The sequence below is a fragment of the Streptomyces sp. NBC_01591 genome, from assembly GCF_035918155.1.
Taxonomy (GTDB): domain Bacteria; phylum Actinomycetota; class Actinomycetes; order Streptomycetales; family Streptomycetaceae; genus Streptomyces.
Genome location: NZ_CP109327.1, coordinates 5,641,973 through 5,664,253 on the forward strand (window position 1 = coordinate 5,641,973; position 22,281 = coordinate 5,664,253).

Genomic DNA, 22,281 nt, shown 5'->3' on the forward strand with positions numbered 1-22,281 from the left:
TTGTCCGACGTCCAGGACCTTCTCCTGCCCCTGACCGCTGCCCAGTCCGGCATCTGGTTCGCGCAGGAGCTCGACCCGGCCAACGTCATCTACAACGCGGGCGAATACCTGGAGATCTGCGGCCAGGTCGACGTCCCGCTGTTCGAGACCGCGCTGCACCGGGTGCTGGCCGAGGCGGAGTGCCTCCGGGTGCGATTCGTGGACACCCAGGACGGCCCCCGCCAGCGGATCGCCCCGGCCGTCGACTGGACCCTGCCCGTCACGGACGTCTCCGCCGAACCCGACCCGCGCGCGGCGGCCGAACTGCGGATGCGGGACCTGCTCGCCACCCCCAAGGACATCCGGCACGACCACCTCTTCGACTTCGAACTCTTCCGGCTCGCCGACGACCGGTTCCTGTGGCTGCACGCCTACCACCACAGCGCCGTCGACGGATTCACCGTGGCACTCGTGGCCCGGCGCGTCGCCGAGGTCTACACCGCGCTCGCCGCGGGCACCGAAGCCGGCGCCTCCCCCTTCGCCCCGCTGAGCACCCTCGTCGACGCCGACCTGGCCTACCGCGCCTCCGAGCGGTTCACCCAGGACCGCGCCTACTGGACGGACCGGCTCGCCGGTGCCCCCGGCCCGGCCGGTCCGTCCGGCGGCAGGCCCGGCACCGCCCGGCGCCTGGTACGCCGCACCGCCCACCTGGACCCCGCCACGGCCGACGCCCTGCGCGAGCTCGCCCGCGCGGCCGAGGTGCCCTGGCCGCCGGTCCTGGCCGCCGCCTTCGCCGCCTACCTCCAGCGCTGCACCGGGACCGACGAGGTGGTGCTCGGGCTCCCCGTCACCACCCGGCTCGGCCGCGCGGCCCGCTCGGTGCCCGGCATGGTCTCCAACGTCCTGCCGCTGCGCCTGGCCCCGCAACGAGACATGTCCGTCGGCGAGCTGCTGCGCCACACCTCCGCCGCGATGCGGTCCGACCTCAAGCACCAGCGCTACCGCTACGAGGACCTGCGCCGCGACCTCAACCTGCTCGCCGACGACCAGAAGCTCGTCGGCCCGCAGGTCAACATCATGATGTTCGACTACGACCTCCGGTTCGCCGGGCACCCCGCCGTCGTCCACAACCTCTCCGTCGGACCCGCCGACGACATGGCCGTCGTCGTCTACGACCGCGGCGACGGCAAGGGCCTGCAGATCGACCTCGACGCCAACCCCGAGCTCTACACCCCCGACGAGACCGACGCGCATCTGCACCGCTTCATCCGGTTCACCGAGGCCCTCGCCGCCTCCGGCCCCGACCACCCCGTCGGCGGGATCGACCTCCTGGACGCCGCGGAACGCCACCAGGTGCTGGAAGCGTGGAACGACACCGCGCACCCGGTGCCGCCGACCACCCTGACCGCGCTGCTCACCGCCCAGGCGCAGCGCACGCCCGACGCCACGGCGCTGGTCTTCGAGGGCACCGAGCTGTCCTGCGCCGAACTGTCCTACGCCGAGCTGGACGAGCGGGCCGGCCGCCTGGCCCGGCTGCTCGTGACCCGGGGCGTCGGACCCGAGCGGTTCGTCGCCGTCGCCGTACCGCGATCCGCCGAGCTGGTGATCGCCCTGCTCGCGGTGCTCAAGTCGGGGGCCGCGTATCTGCCGGTCGATCCGGGTTACCCGGCGGAGCGGATCGCGTTCCTGCTGGAGGACGCGGCTCCGGTGCTGGTCCTGACCACGTCCGAGGTGGCCGCCGGCCTGCCGGACACCGGCACACCGCACCTGCTCCTCGACGACGCCGGCACGGCCGGGCTCCTGGCCGGGCACGGTCCGGACAGCGGCACCACCCTGCCCGTCGCCGCGCCCGCCAACCCCGCGTACGTCATCTACACCTCCGGCTCCACGGGCCGTCCCAAGGGCGCGATCGTCCCGCACGAGGGCATCGTCAACCGCCTCCTGTGGATGCAGGACCACTACCGGCTCACCGCCGATGACCGCGTCCTGCAGAAGACGCCGTCCGGCTTCGACGTCTCCGTGTGGGAGTTCTTCTGGCCGCTCATCACCGGCGCGACCCTGGTCGTCGCCCGCCCCGAGGGCCACAAGGACCCGGTCTACCTGGCCGAGCTCATCCGCGAACAGGCCATCACCACCACCCACTTCGTCCCCTCCATGCTCCAGGCCTTCCTGGCCGAGCCCGCAGCCGCCCGATGCACGGGCCTGCGCCGGGTGATCTGCAGCGGCGAAGCCCTGCCCGCCACGTTGCGGGACCGGTTCTACGCCACCTTCGACGGCCCGTCGGACATCGGACTGCACAACCTGTACGGCCCGACCGAGGCCTCGGTCGACGTGACCTGGTGGGCCTGCGGCCCCGAGGACAAGACCCCGGCGGTGCCGATCGGCCGGCCCGTGTGGAACACCCGGGTGTACGTCCTGGACTCGGCGCTGCGACCGGTGCCCCCGGGTGCGCCGGGAGAGCTCTATCTCGCCGGAGTGCAGCTCGCCCGGGGGTATTTGGGTCGGGCGGGGTTGTCGGCGGGTCGGTTCGTGGCGGATCCGTTCGGTGGTGTGGGTGGGCGGATGTATCGCACGGGTGATGTGGTGCGGTGGTCTGTGGGTGGTGAGTTGGAGTATTTGGGTCGTGCGGATGACCAGGTGAAGGTGCGTGGTTTCCGTATTGAGCTGGGTGAGATCGAGTCGGTGTTGGTGGGGCATCCGGGTGTGGGTCGGGTGGCTGTGGTGGTGCGTGAGGATCAGCCGGGTTCGCGGCAGATCGTGGCGTATGTGGTGCCGGTGGATGGTGTGCCGGTGGATGGTGGCGTGCTTCGCGGGTTTGTGGGGGAGCGGTTGCCGGAGTACATGGTGCCGGTGGCGTTCGTGTCGTTGGATGCGTTGCCGTTGAGTCCGAACGGGAAGTTGGATCGTCGGGCGTTGCCTGCGCCTGATTTCGGTGGGGTGGTGCGGGGGAGGGCTCCGCGTTCGGTGCGTGAGGTGGTGTTGTGCGGGCTGTTCGCGGATGTGCTGGGGCTGGACGAGGTCGGGGCTGACGACAGTTTCTTCGACCTCGGCGGCGACAGCATCATGTCCATCCAGCTCGTCAGCCGCGCCCGCACCGCGGGCCTCGTCCTGACCACGCGCGATGTCTTCCGGCTCAAGACCGTCGAAGCGCTCGCCGAGGCCGCGCAGGAGGACGACCGGGGCGAGAGCATCTGGGGTGCCGAGCCCGGTGGTGGTGTGGGTGAGGTGGTGTCGGCTCCGATCGTGCATTGGTTGCGTGGGTTGGGGTCGGGGGTGGGTGGTTTCCATCAGTCGGTGTTGGTGTCGGTTCCGGGTGTTTTGGGTGCTGGGGCTTTGGTGGGTGCGGTTCAGGCGGTTGTGGATCATCACGATGCGTTGCGGATGAAGTTGAGTGTGTCGGCTGGTGATGGTGGTTGGGGTCTTGTGGTGGGGCCGGTGGGTTCGGTTTCTGCTGGTGGGTGTGTGCGTCGGGTGGATGTGTCGGGTGGTGATCCGGGTGTGTTGTCTGAGTTGGTGCGGGTGGAGGCGGATGCGGCTCGGGGGCGGTTGGCGCCTGAGCGGGGTGTGATGGTGCAGGTGGTGTGGTTCGACGCGGGTGAGGAGCGTGCGGGCCGGTTGTTGTTGGTGGTGCATCACTTGGTGGTGGACGGGGTGTCGTGGCGGGTGATCCTGCCTGATCTGGAGGCTGCGTGGCGTTCGGTGGTGGCGGGGGAGGTGCCGGTGCTGGAGGCGGTGGGGACGTCCTACCGTGCGTGGGCGGGGCTTCTGCCTGAGCTGGTGACCCGATGCGAGAACGAACTCCCGCTGTGGGAGGGGATGTTGTCCGGTGGCGATGTTCTGTTGTCGTCGCGTGTGTTGGATCCGGTGGTGGATGTTGCGGGTTCGGCGTGTTCGGTGTCGGTGGAGGTGCCGGCTGGTGTGACGTCGGCGTTGTTGACGTGGGTGCCGGGTGTGTTGCGTGCGGGTGTGGAGGAGGTGCTGCTCGCCGGGCTGGGTGTGGCGGTGTCGCGGTGGCGTGCGGGGCGTGGTGGTTCGGGTGGCGGCGGGTTGTTGGTGGATCTGGAGGGGCATGGGCGTGAGCAGGTGGTGGACGGTCTGGATCTGTCGCGGACGGTGGGGTGGTTCACGAGCCGGTATCCGGTTCGTCTGGATGTGGACGGGGTGGGTGTGGGTGGTGCGGTCAAGCGTGTGAAGGAGGTGTTGCGGGGGCTGCCGGACCGGGGGATGGGCTTTGGGTTGTTGCGGTATCTGAGTCCGGGTGCGGGTGAGGTGCTGGCGGGGTTGCCGGAGCCGCAGGTGGGGTTCAACTATCTGGGGCGGTTCGCTGCGGGTGGTGGTGACTGGTCTCCGGTGGGTGAGGCCGGGGGTATTGGTGGTGGGGTGGATCCGTCGATGCGGATGCCGCATGCGTTGGAGGTCAATGCGCTGACGCTCGACGGTGCGGGGGGTTCGGTGCTGTCGGCGGTGTGGGCGTGGCCGGGCGGGCTGTTCGGTGAGGGGGAGGTGGAGGGTCTGGCCCGTGAATGGGTGCGGGTCCTGGAATCGCTCGTCGAGCATGCGCAGGAGCCCGGTGCGGGTGGTCTGACTCCGTCGGACGTTCCGCTGGTGGACGTCACGCAGGACGAGATCGAGGCTCTGGAGGCCACGTATCCGGGACTGACCGACGTACTCCCGCTCTCGCCCCTCCAGGAAGGACTCCACTTCCACGCCCTCGACGAGGACGCGAGCTCGGACGCGTACACCGTTCAGATCGTGCTCGACCTCGAAGGCGACTTCGACGGCCCGGCCATGCGCCGTGCCGCCGAAACCCTTCTGGACCGGCACGCCGGGCTGCGTGCGGCCTTCGTCCACGAGGGGCTCGACGCCCCCGTCCAGGTGATCGCCGCCGACGTCCCCCTGCCCTGGTCGGAACGGGACTTCGCCGGCCTGGAGCCCGAGCGGCGTGACGCCGCCGTCGCCCGGACCCTCGACGAGGACCGGGCCCGCCGCTTCGACCCGGCCGCCCCGCCCCTCCTGCGGTTCACCGCACTACGCCTCGCCGACCGCCACCACCGGCTCGTCCTCACCTACGACCACCTGCTGCTGGACGGCTGGTCGACGGCCGTGCTGGTACGCGAACTCTTCACGCTGTACGCGGACGGGTCCGACACCACCGCCCTGCCCCGCGTCACCCCCTTCCGCGACCACCTCGGCTGGCTCTCCCGGCAGGACCGTGCCGCCGCCGAGGAAGCCTGGCGCGAGGCGCTCGCCGGACTCGACGAGCCCACGCTGCTCGCGCCCGCCCGTGGCGACGCGGACACCGCCGCACCCGAGCAGATCCGGATCGAGCTCTCCACGGAGCGGACCGAGGCCGTGAGCGCGCGGGCCCGCGCATTGGGCATCACGCTCAACACGGTGGTGCAGGGCTGCTGGGGCCTGGTGCTCGGGCGGCTCACCGGCCGCCAGGACGTGGTCTTCGGCGCCACCGTCTCCGGCCGCCCGGCCGACCTTCCCGGCATCGAGGACATGGTCGGCCTGTTCATCAACACCCTGCCCGTACGGGTACGGGTGCGCCCCGCCGACAGCCTGTCCGGCCTCTTCGAAGCCGTGCAGGACGAGCAGGCCCGGCTGATGCCGCACCAGCACGTCCGCCTCGCCGACGTGCAGCGCCTCGCCGGACACGGCGAACTCTTCGACTCCATCGCGGTGTTCGAGAACTACCCGATCGACGCACTCGACCTGGGCAGCTCCGACGGCCGGCTGCGTGTCACCGGCGTCGACGGCGGCGACACCACCCACTACCCGCTCACCCTGATCGCCGTCCCCGGCGACCGGCTGCAACTGCGCCTCGGCTACCGGCCCGGTGTCATCGACCGGGACCGCGCCGAACGCGTACTGGCCGGGCTGATCTCCGTGCTCGACGCCGTCGTCGACGACCCGGCACAGCCGGTCGGCCGTATCGACCTGCTCCCGGCACCGGAGCGCGAGCGCATCCTCGTCGACTGGAACGACACCACCGCCCCCGTCCCCGCGGGCACCCTGGCCGACGCGTTCCAGCAGCAGGCCGCACGCACCCCCGATGCCGTCGCGGTGACGTTCCAGGGCACCGAACTGTCCTACGCCGAGCTGGACGAGCGGTCCAGCCGACTGGCCCGGCTGCTCATCGGACGGGGCGCGGCCCCCGAGCAGTTCGTCGCCATCGCCCTGACCCGCTCGGCCGACCTGCTCGTCGCCGTCCTCGCGGTGCTCAAGTCGGGGGCCGCGTATCTGCCGGTCGATCCGGGGTATCCGGCGGAGCGGATCGCGTTCCTGCTGGAGGACGCGGCTCCGGTGCTGGTCCTGACCACGTCCGAGGTGGCCGCCGGCCTGCCGGACACCGGCACACCGCGACTCCTCCTGGACACCGAGGACGTCACCGCCGAACTGCGCCCCCTGCCCGCATCCGCCCCCACGGACGCCGACCGGGTCCGGCCGCTACGGCCCGCCAATCCTGCCTACGTCATCTACACCTCCGGCTCCACGGGCCGTCCCAAGGGCGTGGTCGTCAGCCACGAGAGCGTGGTCGGCTTCGCGGCCTGGGCGGGCGCCGGGATCGGGCGCGAGCGGCTGTCGAGGGTTCTGTTCGCCACCTCGCTCAACTTCGACGTATCGGTCTTCGAGATCTTCGGGCCACTCCTGTCGGGCGGCTCCGTCGAGGTCGTGCGCGATGTGCTCGCGCTCACCGAGGCGCCGTACGACACCTGGTCGGGCACCCTCATCAGCGCCGTACCGTCCGCCTTCGACCAGCTCCTGACCCATGGCGGCCTCGCGGCCCGCGCGGACCTGGTGGTACTGGCGGGCGAGGCCCTGCCGGCCCGGCTGATGCAGGACATCCGGCGGGCCATGCCGGGCACCGAGGTCGCCAACATCTACGGCCCGACGGAGGCGACCGTCTACTCGACGGCCTGGTTCTCCGGGGACGGGACCACGGATGGCGTCCCGCCGATCGGCCGGCCGATCACCAACCGCCAGGTGTACGTCCTCGACGGCGGCCTGCGCCCCGTGCTCCCGGGGGTGTCGGGAGAGCTCTACATCGCCGGTCCCGGACTGGCCCGGGGGTATTTGGGTCGGGCGGGGTTGTCGGCGGGTCGGTTCGTGGCGGATCCGTTCGGTGGTGTGGGTGGGCGGATGTATCGCACGGGTGATGTGGTGCGGTGGTCTGTGGGTGGTGAGTTGGAGTATTTGGGTCGTGCGGATGACCAGGTGAAGGTGCGTGGTTTCCGTATTGAGCTGGGTGAGATCGAGTCGGTGTTGGTGGGGCATCCGGGTGTGGGCCGGGTGGCTGTGGTGGTGCGTGAGGATCAGCCGGGTTCGCGGCAGATCGTGGCGTATGTGGTGCCGGTGGATGGTGTGCCGGTGGATGGTGGCGTGCTTCGCGGGTTTGTGGGGGAGCGGTTGCCGGAGTACATGGTGCCGGTGGCGTTCGTGTCGTTGGATGCGTTGCCGTTGAGTCCGAACGGGAAGTTGGATCGTCGGGCGTTGCCTGCGCCTGATTTCGGTGGGGTGGTGCGGGGGAGGGCTCCGCGTTCGGTGCGTGAGGTGGTGTTGTGCGGGCTGTTCGCGGATGTGCTGGGGCTGGACGAGGTCGGGGCTGACGACAGTTTCTTCGACCTCGGCGGCGACAGCATCATGTCGATTCAGGTGGCCGGCCGGGCGCGACGGGCAGGACTGTCGGTTCGCCCCCGCGACGTCTTCCGGCTCAGGACCGTGGAGGCCATCGCCGCCGCCCTGGACGAGCAGGGCGACGCCCCGGTGGCCACGGTGACCGAAGCACCCGGTGGTGGTGTGGGTGAGGTGGTGTCGGCTCCGATCGTGCATTGGTTGCGTGGGTTGGGGTCGGGGGTGGGTGGTTTCCATCAGTCGGTGTTGGTGTCGGTTCCGGGTGTTTTGGGTGCTGGGGCTTTGGTGGGTGCGGTTCAGGCGGTTGTGGATCATCACGATGCGTTGCGGATGAAGTTGAGTGTGTCGGCTGGTGATGGTGGTTGGGGTCTTGTGGTGGGGCCGGTGGGTTCGGTTTCTGCTGGTGGGTGTGTGCGTCGGGTGGATGTGTCGGGTGGTGATCCGGGTGTGTTGTCTGAGTTGGTGCGGGTGGAGGCGGATGCGGCTCGGGGGCGGTTGGCGCCTGAGCGGGGTGTGATGGTGCAGGTGGTGTGGTTCGACGCGGGTGAGGAGCGTGCGGGCCGGTTGTTGTTGGTGGTGCATCACTTGGTGGTGGACGGGGTGTCGTGGCGGGTGATCCTGCCTGATCTGGAGGCTGCGTGGCGTTCGGTGGTGGCGGGGGAGGTGCCGGTGCTGGAGGCGGTGGGGACGTCCTACCGTGCGTGGGCGGGGCTTCTGCCTGAGCTGGTGACCCGATGCGAGAACGAACTCCCGCTGTGGGAGGGGATGTTGTCCGGTGGCGATGTTCTGTTGTCGTCGCGTGTGTTGGATCCGGTGGTGGATGTTGCGGGTTCGGCGTGTTCGGTGTCGGTGGAGGTGCCGGCTGGTGTGACGTCGGCGTTGTTGACGTGGGTGCCGGGTGTGTTGCGTGCGGGTGTGGAGGAGGTGCTGCTCGCCGGGCTGGGTGTGGCGGTGTCGCGGTGGCGTGCGGGGCGTGGTGGTTCGGGTGGCGGCGGGTTGTTGGTGGATCTGGAGGGGCATGGGCGTGAGCAGGTGGTGGACGGTCTGGATCTGTCGCGGACGGTGGGGTGGTTCACGAGCCGGTATCCGGTTCGTCTGGATGTGGACGGGGTGGGTGTGGGTGGTGCGGTCAAGCGTGTGAAGGAGGTGTTGCGGGGGCTGCCGGACCGGGGGATGGGCTTTGGGTTGTTGCGGTATCTGAGTCCGGGTGCGGGTGAGGTGCTGGCGGGGTTGCCGGAGCCGCAGGTGGGGTTCAACTATCTGGGGCGGTTCGCTGCGGGTGGTGGTGACTGGTCTCCGGTGGGTGAGGCCGGGGGTATTGGTGGTGGGGTGGATCCGTCGATGCGGATGCCGCATGCGTTGGAGGTCAATGCGCTGACGCTCGACGGTGCGGGGGGTTCGGTGCTGTCGGCGGTGTGGGCGTGGCCGGGCGGGCTGTTCGGTGAGGGGGAGGTGGAGGGTCTGGCCCGTGAATGGGTGCGGGTCCTGGAATCGCTCGTCGAGCACGCGCAGGAGCCCGGTGCGGGCGGGCTGTCGCCCTCCGACGTCCCCCTCGTGGACGTCACGCAGGACGAGATCGAGGCTCTGGAGGCCACGTATCCGGGACTGACCGACGTACTCCCGCTCTCGCCCCTCCAGGAAGGACTCCACTTCCACACCGTCTACGGGAGTGAGTCCGGTTCGCCCGATCTCTACGCCATTCAGCTCGTCTTCGACCTGGAGGGCGAGTTCGACAGCGCAGCCATGCGCTCGGCGGCACAGACCCTGCTGGACCGTCGTCCCAATCTGCGGGCGGCCTTCGTCCACCAGGAATCCGGCCGGCCGGTGCAGGTGATCCCCGCTTCCGCCGACGTGCCGTGGCAGGACGTCGACCTGACCGTGTTCGACGAGGCCGACCGCGAGGCGGAGGCCACCCGCATCCTCGACGAGGACCGGGCCCGCCGCTTCGACCCGGCCGCCCCGCCCCTCCTGCGGTTCACCGCACTCCGGCTCGGCGACCGCCACCACCGGCTCGTGCTGACCAACCACCACCTGCTCTGGGACGGTTGGTCGGTCCCCATCGCCGTACGCGAACTCTTCGAGCTGTACGCACACCGGGGCGACGGCTCCGCCCTGCCCGAGCCCCCGCAGTTCCGCGACCACCTCGACTGGCTCTCCCGGCAGGACCGCACCGCCGCCGCCGAAACCTGGCGCAAGGCGCTCGCCGGACTCGACGAGCCCACCCTGCTCGCGCCCGCCCGCACCGGGGATCTGCCGACGGCGCCGGAGCGGCACTCCGTCCGGCTGTCCGAGAGCCTCACCGGCACCCTGCACACCTGGGCCAGGTCCCGGGGGCTCACCGTGAACACGCTCCTTCAGGCCTCGTGGGCCCTGCTGCTCGCACGGCTCACCGGCCGCGACGACGTCGTGTTCGGCGCCACCGTGTCCGGCCGGCCCGCCGATCTGCCGGGGGCCGAGGACATGGTCGGCCTGTTCAGCAACACCCTGCCCGTACGTCTCGTCCTGGACCCGGCCGAGTCGCTGGCGGCCCTCCTCGCGCGGCTGCAGAACGAGCAGGCCGACCTGATGGAGCACCAGCACCTCGGTCTCGCCGAGATCACCTCGTCGACCGGACTCGGCGAACTCTTCGACACCCTCCTGGTCTTCGAGAACTACCCGCTGGATCCGGGCGTTCTCGACCTGCCCGGCACCGGGCTCCGCGCCGTCGACGCCCGGGTCCGGGACGCCGCGCACTACCCGCTCTCGCTGGCCGTCGTCCCCGGTGACCAACTGGAGCTGCGCTTCGACCACCGGCCGGACGCGTTCACCGCCGCCGAGGCCGACCTGCTCGGCGCACGGCTGCGCGGTCTGCTCGAACTGATCGTGACCGAGCCCGATCGGCCGGTCGGCCGGATCGGCGTCATCACCCCGGACGAGGTCGAGCGCCTCCGGACCGAGTGGGACAGCACCACCCGTGACCTGCGGTTCGCCACCTTCCCCGAGCTGTTCGAGGCGCAGGCGGCACGTACGCCGGACACCACGGCCGTGGTGTACGACGAGACGGAGGGGCCCTCGGCCGAGCTCACCTACGCCGAACTCGACGAGCGGGCCAATCACCTCGCCCACCTGCTCATCGCCCGCAACATCGGCCCCGAGTCCGTCGTCGGGCTGCTGCTGCCCCGCTCCATCGACCAGGTGGTGGCCGTCCTCGCCGTGACGAAGGCGGGCGGCGCCTTCCTGCCCATCGACCCGGAGTACCCGGCCGAGCGGATCGCGTACGTGATCGACGACGCCCGGCCCGCGCTGCTGCTCGTCGACCGGGACACCGCCCGCAAGCTGCCGGAGGTCGGCACGGGCACGGCCGCACTGGTCCTCGGTGGCGACATCGCCCCCGACCGTCCCGGCCACAGCCCCACCGACGCGCACCGGCTCGCCCCGCTGACGGTGGACAGCCCGGCGTACGTCATCTACACCTCCGGCTCGACCGGTAACCCCAAGGGCGTGATGGTCACCCACCGCGGCGTGGCCAACCTCGCGGGCAGCCAGATCGAGCGGTTCGCGGTCCATGAGGGCAGCCGAGTCCTGCAGTTCGCCTCGCCCAGCTTCGACGCGGCCTTCTCCGAGCTCTGCCTGGCCCTGCTGTCCGGATCGACCCTCGTGCTGGCCCCGGCCGAACGGCTGCTGCCCGGACCGGCCCTCACCGAGCTGACCGTCCGGCAGCGCGTCACCCACGCGACCATCCCGCCCGCCGCGCTCGCCGCGCTGGACGAGGACGGCCTGCCCCCGGACATGGTGCTGACCGTCGCGGGCGAGGCCTGCTCCCCGGCGCTCGTCGAGAGGTGGTCGCGCGACCGCCGGATGATCAACGCCTACGGCCCGACGGAGACCACCGTCTGCGCCACCATGAGCGCCCCCCTCACCGCCGCCGGCTCCCCGGCCGTGCCGCCGATCGGCCGGGCGGTGTGGAACACGCGGGTGTATGTGCTGGACGCGTCGCTGGGGCTGGTGGCTCCCGGGGTGCCGGGAGAGCTCTACATCGCCGGCCCCGGACTGGCCCGGGGGTATCTGGGGCGTGCCGGTCTGACGGCTTCGAGGTTTGTGGCGGATCCGTTCGGTGGTGTGGGTGGGCGGATGTATCGCACGGGTGATGTGGTGCGGTTGTTGGTGGATGGGCAGGTGGAGTTTGTCGGTCGTGCTGATGATCAGGTGAAGATCCGGGGTTTCCGGGTGGAGCCTGGTGAGGTTTCGGCTGTGGTTGCTGGGTGTGTGGGGGTTGCTCAGGCGGCTGTGGTGGTGCGTGAGGGTGGGGTGCGGGGTGCGCAGTTGGTTGCGTATGTGGTGCCTGAGGGTGTGGGTGTGGATGTGGGGGTGCTTCGTGGGGAGGCCGCTTCGCGGTTGCCGGATTACATGGTGCCGTCGGCGTTCGTGGTGATGGATGCGTTGCCGTTGACGGTGCATGGGAAGTTGGATCGTCGGGCTTTGCCTGTGCCGGAGTTGGTGGTGGGCGGTCGTGGGCCGAGGGGTGCGCGGGAGGAGATTCTGTGCGGTCTGTTCGGTGAGGTGTTGGGGTTGGAGGGGGTGGGGGTCGAGGACGGGTTCTTCGATCTGGGTGGTCATTCGTTGTTGGCGACGCGTCTGGTGAGTCGGGTGCGTTCGGTGCTGGGTGTGGAGTTGCCGATCCGGGCGTTGTTCGAGAACCCGACGGTGGCTGCTCTGGACCGGGTCCTGGACGGTGCGGCTTCCGCCCGAAAGGCCCTCGCACCGGCTGTCCGGCCCGAGACCGTACCGCTCTCCTTCGGCCAGCGCCGGCTCTGGTTCCTGGAGCGCTTCGAAGGAGCGGGCGGCAGCGTCTCCCTGGCGGTCCGGCTCTCCGGGACGCTCGACGTGGAGGCCCTGCGCCTCGCCCTGGGCGACATCGTGGCGCGGCACGAGGCGCTGCGCACCGTCTTCCCCGACGACGACGGCATCCCGCATCAGCAGGTCCTCGACTTCTGGGAGCCCGGCCTCGGCATCGTCGACGTGGACGAGTCCGAAATCGGCGCCGCCGTACAGGACTTCGCCGCGCTGCCCGTCGACCTCGCGATCGACCCCCCGCTGCGGGCGCGGGTCCTGCGGATCGGCGAGCAGGACCACGTGCTGCTCGTCGTGCTGCATCACATCGCGGCCGACGGCTGGTCCCTGGCCCCGCTGGCCCGGGACCTGTCGGCCGCCTACACGGCCCGGCTGGCGGGCGGTGTTCCGGAGTGGGAACCGCTGCCCGTGCAGTACGCGGACTACACCCTGTGGCAGCGCGACGTGCTCGGTGACGAGACCGAGCCCGACAGCCCGATCGCCCGCCAATTGAGCTACTGGTACGAGGCGTTGGCCGAGCTGCCCGACGAGATCGAGCTGCCCGCCGACCGGCCCCGCCCCCAACTGCCCGGCTACCGTGGCGGCTCGGTGGAGTTCGGCTTCGACGCGGCACTGCACGGCGAACTGGCCGCACTGGCCAGGCAGGCCGACGTCAGCCTCTTCATGGTGCTCCAGGCCGGGCTGGCCGCCCTGCTCACCCGGCTCGGCGCGGGCACCGACATCCCGCTCGGCACCCCGGTCGCCGGCCGGACCGACGAAGCGCTCGACGACCTGATCGGCTTCTTCATCAATACGCTGGTGCTGCGTACCGACACCTCCGGCGACCCGACCTTCCGCGAACTCCTGGACCGGGTGCGGGACACCGATCTGGCGGCCTACGCCCACCAGGACGTCCCCTTCGAGCGGCTGGTGGAGGTCCTCAACCCGGCCCGCTCGCTGGCCCGGCACCCGCTGTTCCAGGTGATGCTCGCCCTGCAGAACACCCCCGACGGCACGCTGCGGCTGCCCGGCCTCGACGTCACCCCGCTTCCGCCCGCCCCGGCCGACGCCAAGTTCGACCTCGGCATCGAGCTCGTCGAGCGCCAGGACGAGGACGGCGGGCCCGGCGGGCTCCAGGGGCTGGCGCACTACAGCTCCGACCGGTTCGACCACGGCACCGTGCGCGGCCTGATGGACCGGTTCGGGCGCTGGCTGGCCTCCGCGGCGGCGGCACCGGACACCCGTATCGGCGCGTTCGACGTGCTGTCCACGGATGAGCGCGACACCGTGCTGCACCGCTGGAACGACACCGACCATGCACTGCCCGCGGGCACCCTGCCGGCCCTCTTCGAGGCCCAGGCGGCCCGTACCCCCGAAGCCACAGCGGTCGTCGCCGCAGGCCAGGAGCCCACCCGTGGGGAGCTCAGCTACGCGGAGCTCAACGCACGCGCCAACCGCCTGGCGCGGCTGCTGATCGCCAAGGGGGCAGGCCCCGAAACCCTGGTCGCGGTGGCCGTGCCCCGCTCCGTGGAATGGCTCGTCGCCCTCCTCGCGGTGACCAAGGCCGGGGCCGGCTACCTGCCGGTCGACCCGGGCCAGCCCGCGCAGCGCATCGACTACGTGCTGAGCGACGCGAAGCCCGTACTGGTGCTCACCGCCGACGCCGATGCCCGCATCCACGCCGAAGCCGACACGGGCGACGCGCCGTACCTCGTGCTGTCGGTCGCCGAGGGGGAGCGGCTCTCCGCCGCCTTCGATGCCACCGATCCGACCGATGCCGAGCGTACGGCTCCGCTCCGGGCGGAACACCCGGCGTACGTCATCTACACCTCGGGCTCGACCGGACTGCCCAAGGGCGTGCTGATCACGCACGCCAGCATCGGGAACCTCGCGGCGGTGCACATCGACCGGCTCGGCATCGACGCCGACAGCCGGGTCCTGCAGGCCGTGTCCACCACCTTCGACCCGTCGGTGGCCGACATGGTGATGGCGCTGCTGGCCGGTGCCACGCTGGTGCTCGCCGATCCGCAGCGGCACATCGTGGGTGACCAGCTGGCCGAGGCCATCTCCACCCACGGCGTGACCCACATCCAGCTGGCCGCACCCGTACTGGCCACGATCCCGGACACCGGTCTGGACACGTTGCGCTGCGTCGTCACGGGCGGCGAGGCCTGTTCGGCCGAGCTGGTGGCGCGCTGGGCCAGGGGCGGCCGCCAGGTCGTCAACGCCTACGGGCCCACCGAGATGACCGTCGCGACGACCATGACCGAACCGCTGACCGGCGAGTCCACTTCCACTCCGCCGATCGGTCGGGCGGTGTGGAACACGCGGGTGTATGTGCTGGACGCGTCGCTGGGGCTGGTGGCTCCCGGGGTGGCGGGAGAGCTGTATGTGTCGGGTGCGGGGTTGGCCCGGGGGTATGTGGGGCGTGCCGGTCTGACGGCTTCGAGGTTTGTGGCGGATCCGTTCGGTGGTGTGGGTGGGCGGATGTATCGCACGGGTGATGTGGTGCGGTTGTTGGTGGATGGGCAGGTGGAGTTTGTCGGTCGTGCTGATGATCAGGTGAAGATCCGGGGTTTCCGGGTGGAGCCTGGTGAGGTTTCGGCTGTGGTTGCTGGGTGTGTGGGGGTTGCTCAGGCGGCTGTGGTGGTGCGTGAGGGTGGGGTGCGGGGTGCGCAGTTGGTTGCGTATGTGGTGCCTGAGGGTGTGGGTGTGGATGTGGGGGTGCTTCGTGGGGAGGCCGCTTCGCGGTTGCCGGATTACATGGTGCCGTCGGCGTTCGTGGTGATGGATGCGTTGCCGTTGACGGTGCATGGGAAGTTGGATCGTCGGGCTTTGCCTGTGCCGGAGTTGGTGGTGGGCGGTCGTGGGCCGAGGGGTGCGCGGGAGGAGATTCTGTGCGGTCTGTTCGGTGAGGTGTTGGGGTTGGAGGGGGTGGGGGTCGAGGACGGGTTCTTCGATCTGGGTGGTCATTCGTTGTTGGCGACGCGTCTGGTGAGTCGGGTGCGTTCGGTGCTGGGTGTGGAGTTGCCGATCCGGGCGTTGTTCGAGAACCCGACGGTGGCTGCTCTGGACCGGGTCCTGGACGGTGCGGCTTCCGCCCGAAAGGCCCTCGCACCGGCTGTCCGGCCCGAGACCGTACCGCTCTCCTTCGCCCAGCGCCGGCTCTGGTTCCTCAACCGGTTCGAGGAGAACTCGGCCGCGTACAACGTGCCCATGGCCGTCCGGCTCTCCGGGACGCTCGACGTGGAGGCGCTCCGCCTCGCCCTCGGCGACGTCCTGGCACGGCACGAGGCCCTGCGTACCGTCTTCCCCGACGAGAACGGCCAGCCACGGCAGCAGGTTCTGCCGCCCATGGTGCCGGAGCTGCCGGTCCGGCCGCTCACCGAACAGGAGCTGCCCGCCGAACTGGCCGCAGCGGCCAACACCGCGTTCGACCTCGGCCGCGAACTGCCCCTGCGGGCAAGGGTGTTCGGGATGGGCGAGCAGGATCACGTGCTGCTCGTCGTGCTGCATCACATCGCGGCCGACGGCTGGTCCCTGGCCCCGCTGGCCCGGGATCTTTCGGCCGCCTACACGGCCCGGCTGACCGGTGCCGCCCCCGGCCGGCCGCCGCTGCCGGTGCAGTACGCGGACTACACCCTGTGGCAGCGCGACGTGCTCGGCGACGAGACCGAGCCCGACAGCTCGCTCGCCCGTCAACTCGCCTACTGGCGCGAGGCGCTGGCCGAACTGCCGGACGAGATCGCACTGCCCGTCGACCGGTCGCGCCCGACGCTGCCGAGCCGCCGTGGTGGAACCGCCGCCGTGCAGGTCCCCGCCGCTCTGCACCGGGGGCTGGTCGCGCTGGCCAGGGAGGCCGACGTCAGCCTCTTCATGGTGATGCAGGCGGGGGTTGCCGCCCTGCTCACCCGGCTGGGCGCGGGCACCGACATCCCGGTCGGGTCGCTGATCGCGGGCCGGACCGACGAGGCGCTCGACGAGCTGGTCGGCTTCTTCGTCAACACGCTGGTCCTGCGCACCGATACCTCCGGCGACCCGTCCTTCAGTGAACTCCTGGACCGGGTCCGGGAGGCCGACCTCGCCGCGTACGCCCACCAGGACGTCCCCTTCGAGCGGCTGGTGGAGGTCCTCAACCCGACGCGTTCGCTGGCCCGGCACCCGCTGTTCCAGGTGATGCTGTCGTTCCAGAACGCGGAGGCGACCGAGCTGACGCTGCCCGGCCTCGATGTCGCACCGCTCCAAGTCGGTCTGGACGCAGCCAAGTTCGACCTGTCGGTCAACCTGGAGGAGCGGCAGACCGCCGACGGCGCCCCGGATGGCATCACCGGCGCGATCGAGTACGCCGTCGACCTGTTCGACCCGGAGACGGCCGAGCTGATCGCGGGCCGCCTCGTCCGGCTGCTGGAATCCGCCGTGGCCGGCCCCGGCCGCCGCATCGGTGACCTCGCCATCGCCGAGCCGGGCGAACTCGAACGGGTGCTGGACGACTGGGGCCCGGGGCGCGGACAGGAACCCCGGGCGGACGCGATGCCCGCCGCGCTGTTCGAGGCCCAGGCGGCCCGGACCCCCGAGGCCACGGCCGTCGTCGCGGCGGACGCCACCCTCACCTTCGCCGAGCTCGACGCCCGCGCCGACCGGCTGGCCCGGCTGCTCGCCGGGCGCGGAATCGGTGCCGAGTCCTTGGTGGGGCTGGCCCTGCCCCGGTCCGCGGTGATGGTGACGGCCGTCCTCGCGGTGCTCAAGGCGGGCGGCGGCTATGTGCCGCTCGACCCGTCGTACCCGGCCGGCCGGCTGACGTACATGCTCGGCCGCACCCGGCCGGCCCTGGTCCTCACCGGCGCCGGAGGGCTGCCCGGGGTGGACATGCCCGACGGGGAGATCCTCGACCTGGACGAGCTGGCCACCGAGCCGACCGCCGAGCCGGCCACCGCTCCCGTGCACGCGACAAAGGCCCAGGCGGCCCCGGACTCACCCGCGTACGTGATCCACACCTCCGGCTCCACCGGCCGCCCCAAGGGCGTCGTGGTGAGCCACGCCTCCATGGCGGGACTGTTCCGGAGCATGAGCCGACGCGTCTACGGACCGGCGTCCGACGGCGCGCGACTGCGTACCGCGCACTTCGCCTCGTTCTCCTTCGACGCCTCCGTGGACCAGCTGCTGTGGCTCTTCGACGGGCACGAGCTGCACATCCTGGACGACGCGACCCGTTCGGACCCGGACGCGCTGCTCCGGTACGTCACCGAGCGGCGCATCGACGCACTCAGCACCACACCGTCGTACGCCGCACAGCTCGTGGCCCGCGGTCTGCTGGACGGCGTGCACCGGCTGCGGGCGCTCGCCCTGGGCGCCGAAGCGGTGCCCGAGCCCCTGTGGCGGCAGCTCGCCGGGACTCCCGGCCTGGCCGCGTTCAACCTGTACGGGCCCACCGAGTGCGCCGTCGACTCCGTCGTCACCCGGATCGGTCCCGGCCGCCCGGCCATCGGCCGCCCCGTACCGGGCACCACCGCCCGCGTGCTCGACGAGCGGCTGCGCCCGGTCCTGCCGGGAGTTCCCGGTGAACTCCACCTGGCCGGGCCCGCGCTGGCCCGCGGCTATGTGCACGCGCCGGGGCTCACGGCAGGACGGTTCGTGGCGGACCCCTACGGCCCGCCCGGAACCCGGATGTACCGCACCGGAGACCTGGTGCGCTGGCGCGACGGCGAGCTGGAGTACCTCGGCCGGACCGACGACCAGGTGAAGATCCGCGGATTCCGCATCGAGCTCGGCGAGGTCGAGTCGGCGCTGTCCGGGCAGCCGGGCATCGTCCAGGCCGCCGCCGTCGTGCGCGAGGACCGGCCCGGTGTGCACCAGCTGGTCGCCTACGCCGTGCCCGCCCCCGCCTCTGGCGAGCGGCCCGACCCCGGCGTACTGCGGGACCGGCTCGCGGTGGACCTGCCCGACTACATGGTGCCGGTCGCCGTGGTGGTGCTGGACGCGCTGCCGCTCACCCCGAGCGGGAAGGTGGACCGGCGCGCGCTCCCGGCCCCGGACCTCTCCACCGGCGCAGGACAGGCCCCCCGGACCGGGCGCGAGGAGCTCCTCGCCGAACTCTTCGCCGAAGTGCTCGGACTGCCCGAAGTCGACGTGGACAGCAGCTTCTTCGACCTGGGCGGCGACAGCATCGTCTCCATCGAACTGGTCAGCCGGGCCCGCGCCCGCAACCTGGTCTTCAGCCCCCGGGACGTGTTCCGGCACAAGACCGTCGCGGCACTCGCCGCGGCGGCCGAGGAGAGCGCCGGGGCCGGGGCCGGGGATCCGCAGGGCGTGGCCGTCGGCGAAGTGGTGACCCTGCCCATCGTCGAGGAGTTGCGCGAACGCGGCGGCCCGAGCGACGGCGTCAACCAGGCGACGCTGCTCACCGTCCCGCCGGAGCTCGGCGAGGACCGGCTCGTCGAGGCCGTACAGACGCTGCTGGACCACCACGGCGCCCTGCGCCTGCGGCTCGACCGGGGCGAGGCCTGGCGGCTGGAGGTCTCCGGCCCCGGCACCGTCCGGGCCGCGCAGGCCGTACGCCGCTGCGACGCGGCCGGTGCGAGCGGCGAGCGGCTGGCCGGGCTGATCCGGGCGGAGGGCGAAGCGGCCCGCGGCCGGCTCGACCCCGAGGCGGGCGTCATGGTGCAGGCGGTCTGGTTCGACGCGGGCCCGCAGGACCCGGGCCGGCTGCTGCTCGTCCTGCACCACCTCGTGGTGGACGGCGTGTCCTGGCGGATCCTGGTCCCCGACCTGGTCGCGGCCTGGCAGGCCGCGGCGGCGGGCGAGCCGGCCGCCCTGGCGCCGGAGGGAACCTCCTTCCGGCGCTGGACACAGCATCTGTCCCGGCTGGCGCACGAGCCGCTGCGCCGCGCCGAACTCCCCTTCTGGCAGCAGATGCTGACCGGTCCCGATCCGGTACTGGGCAGCCGCCCGGTGGACCCGGAGCAGGACACGGTGAGCGCCCTGCGCTCGGTGACGGTCGAGCTGCCCGCCGGGCAGGCCGAACCGCTGCTGACGACCGTGCCCGCGGCCTTCCACGCAGGGGTGAACGACGTCCTGCTCACCGGGCTGACCCTGGCGCTGGCCGACTGGCGCCGCCGCACCGGGCGCGGCCAGGACACCGGCGTACTGCTGGAACTGGAGAGCCACGGCCGGGAGGACATCGTCGAAGGCGTGGACCTCTCCCGCACCGTCGGCTGGTTCACCAGCAGCCACCCGCTGAGACTGGACCCGGGACCGGTGGACGTGGCCGAGGCGATGGCCGCGGGGCCGGCCGCCGGGCGGGCGCTCAAGAGGGTCAAGGAACAGCTGCGGGCGGTCCCCGACCATGGCATCGGCTACGGCCTGCTGCGCCGCCTCAACCCGGAGACGGCGGCGGAGCTGAGCGCCGGTCGCGTACCGCAGATCGGCTTCAACTACCTGGGCCGGTTCGGGACTTCGGCCCCCGCCGGACAGTGGGCACCGGCGCCGGAGACCGGTGCGCTGCCCGGTCACGCCGAACCGGACGCCCGGCTCCCGCACGCCCTGGAGATCAACGCCGCGGCCCACGACAGCGAGACCGGGACCCGGCTCTCCGCGACCCTCTCCTGGCCGGACGGACTGCTGTCCGAGGGCGAGGTCCACGATCTCGCCGACACGTGGCTGCGGGCCCTGGGGGCCATCGCCACGCACGCGGACGACCCCGACGCCGGCGGGTGGACCCCGTCGGACGTCGCACTGACATCACTGACGCAGAGTCAGATCGATCAAGTCCTGGCCGTGGACGGCGAGGACGACGAAGAGGATGAAGAGGACGACATGGACTCATTCTGGGGGGACGCACGGTGAACGCACGGATCGAGGACATCCTGCCGCTCTCACCGCTCCAGGAGGGGCTGCTCTTCCACGCTCTCTACGACCACCAGGCCCCTGACGTCTACACCGTCCAGATCGTCCTCGACATCGAGGGCGAGGTCGACGCGGCGGCCCTGCGCGCCGCGGCCGAGACGCTCCTGCGCCGCCACGCCAACCTGCGCGCCGCGTTCCGCTACGAGGGCCTGGACCGACCGGTGCAGATCATCCGGCGCAAGATCAGGCTGCCCTGGTACGAGTTCGATCTGAGCGACCGCACGCAGGACGGCCGGGAGAGCGAGCTCGCCCGGATCCTGGAGGCCGACCGGACCCGGAAGTTCGACCTCGCCAAGGCCCCGCTGATCCGCTTCCTGCTGATCAGGCTCGACGAGGGCCGCTACCGGTTCGTGGTCAGCAACCACCACATCCTGCTCGACGGCTGGTCGACGCCCCTGCTGTTCTCCGAACTGTTCGCGCTCTACCTGAGCCGCGGCGACGACAGCGCCCTGCCGCGCGTCACCCCGTACCGCGACTACCTCGGCTGGCTCGCGGACCAGGACCGGGGCGCCGCCGAGGACGCCTGGCGCCACGCGCTGGCCGGGGTGGACGAACCGACCCTGGTCGCGCCCGTGGACGCCGCCGCCGCGCCGGTCCGCCCCGACCGCTTCCTCTTCGAGCTGGACGAGGAGCTGACCGCCCGGCTGAACGCCGTCGCCCGGCGCCACGGCGTCACCCTGAACACCGTCGTCCAGACCGTGTGGGGGCTGCTGCTCTCCTCGCTCACCGGCCGCGCCGACGTCATCACCGGCACCACCGTCTCGGTGCGCCCGCCCGACCTCGACGGCGTCCGCAGCATGGTCGGCCTGCTCCTCAACACACTGCCGCTGCGGCTGCGCGTCGACCCGGCCGAGCCGCTGTCCGGGCTGCTGTCCCGGGTACAGGACGAGCAGGCCGCGCTGATGCCGCACCAGCACCTCGGACTCGCCGAGATCCAGGCACTGACCGGCGCCGGGGCGCTCTTCGACACCTCCGTCGTCTTCGAGAACTACCCGGTCGACCCGGATGCCGTGAACGCGCCCATCGGCGGACTGCGGATCCGCGGCGTCGAGGGCCGGGACGCCAACCACTACCCGCTCGGCCTGACCGTGGCACCCGGCGCCCGCATCCTGCTCAAGCTGGACTACCGGCCCGACGTCCTCGACGGGGCGCTCGTGGAACGCCTGGGCGACCGGATGCGGCAGCTCTTCGAGCAGGTCGCCGCCGACACCGGACAGCCGGTCGGGCAACTGGAACTGCTGACGCCCGACGAGCGCGGCACAGCGCTGGCCCGGAGCGCCGGACCGCGCCGCGACGTACCGGCCGCGACGCTGCCCGCCCTCTTCGAGGAGCAGGTGGCACGGACCCCGGACGCCCCCGCCGTGGCGTTCGAGGACACCGGGCTGACCTTCGCCGAGCTCGACGACCGGGCGAACCGGCTCGCCCGGCTGCTGATCGAGCGCGGCGCGGGCCCCGAGCAACTGGTCGCCGTGGCCGTGGACCGCTCGGTGGACCTGGTCGCCGCCGTGCTCGCCGTCGTCAAGACCGGCGCCGCCTACCTCCCGCTCGACGTCGGACAGCCCGCCGAGCGCGTGGCGTTCGTCCTCGACGACGCCGCCCCCGCGCTGCTGGTCGCCACCACGGCGACCGCCGGCCGGGTGCCCGCCGGCGACGTACCCGTGCTGGTACTCGACGACCCGGCGACGGTGGCCGCGTGCGGGGCCGCACCCTCCGCCGCGCCCACCGACGCCGACCGCACCGCCCCGCTGCGCACCGGCCACCCGGTGTACGTCATCTACACCTCCGGGTCCACCGGCCGCCCCAAGGGCGTCGTCGTCGACCACGCCGCGCTCAACGCCTACCTGGCCTGGGCGCGGGAGCACTACGACGCGGGCGACGGACGCTGGCTGGTCCACTCGCCGGTCTCCTTCGACCTGACGGTGACCGGACTCTTCGTCCCGCTGACCACGGGCG

The 22,281-nt window shown here is 71.6% G+C and carries 2 protein-coding genes (1 of these 2 running past the window's edge); both read left to right on the plus strand.

Going from position 1 to position 22,281, the window contains the following annotated elements; all coding sequences use genetic code 11:
- Entirely contained in the window at window positions 1-20,268 is a 20,268-nt protein-coding gene (locus OG978_RS26435; protein WP_326767593.1) for a non-ribosomal peptide synthase/polyketide synthase, read from the plus strand.
- Window positions 20,265-22,281: the start of a non-ribosomal peptide synthase/polyketide synthase gene (locus tag OG978_RS26440; RefSeq protein ID WP_326767594.1), read on the plus strand. The gene runs 17,318 nt beyond the window's last position; the window shows 2,017 of its 19,335 coding nt (coding positions 1-2,017); its start codon is at window positions 20,265-20,267; the stop codon falls past the right edge of the window. Before OG978_RS26435 ends, OG978_RS26440 begins: the two co-directional genes overlap by 4 nt.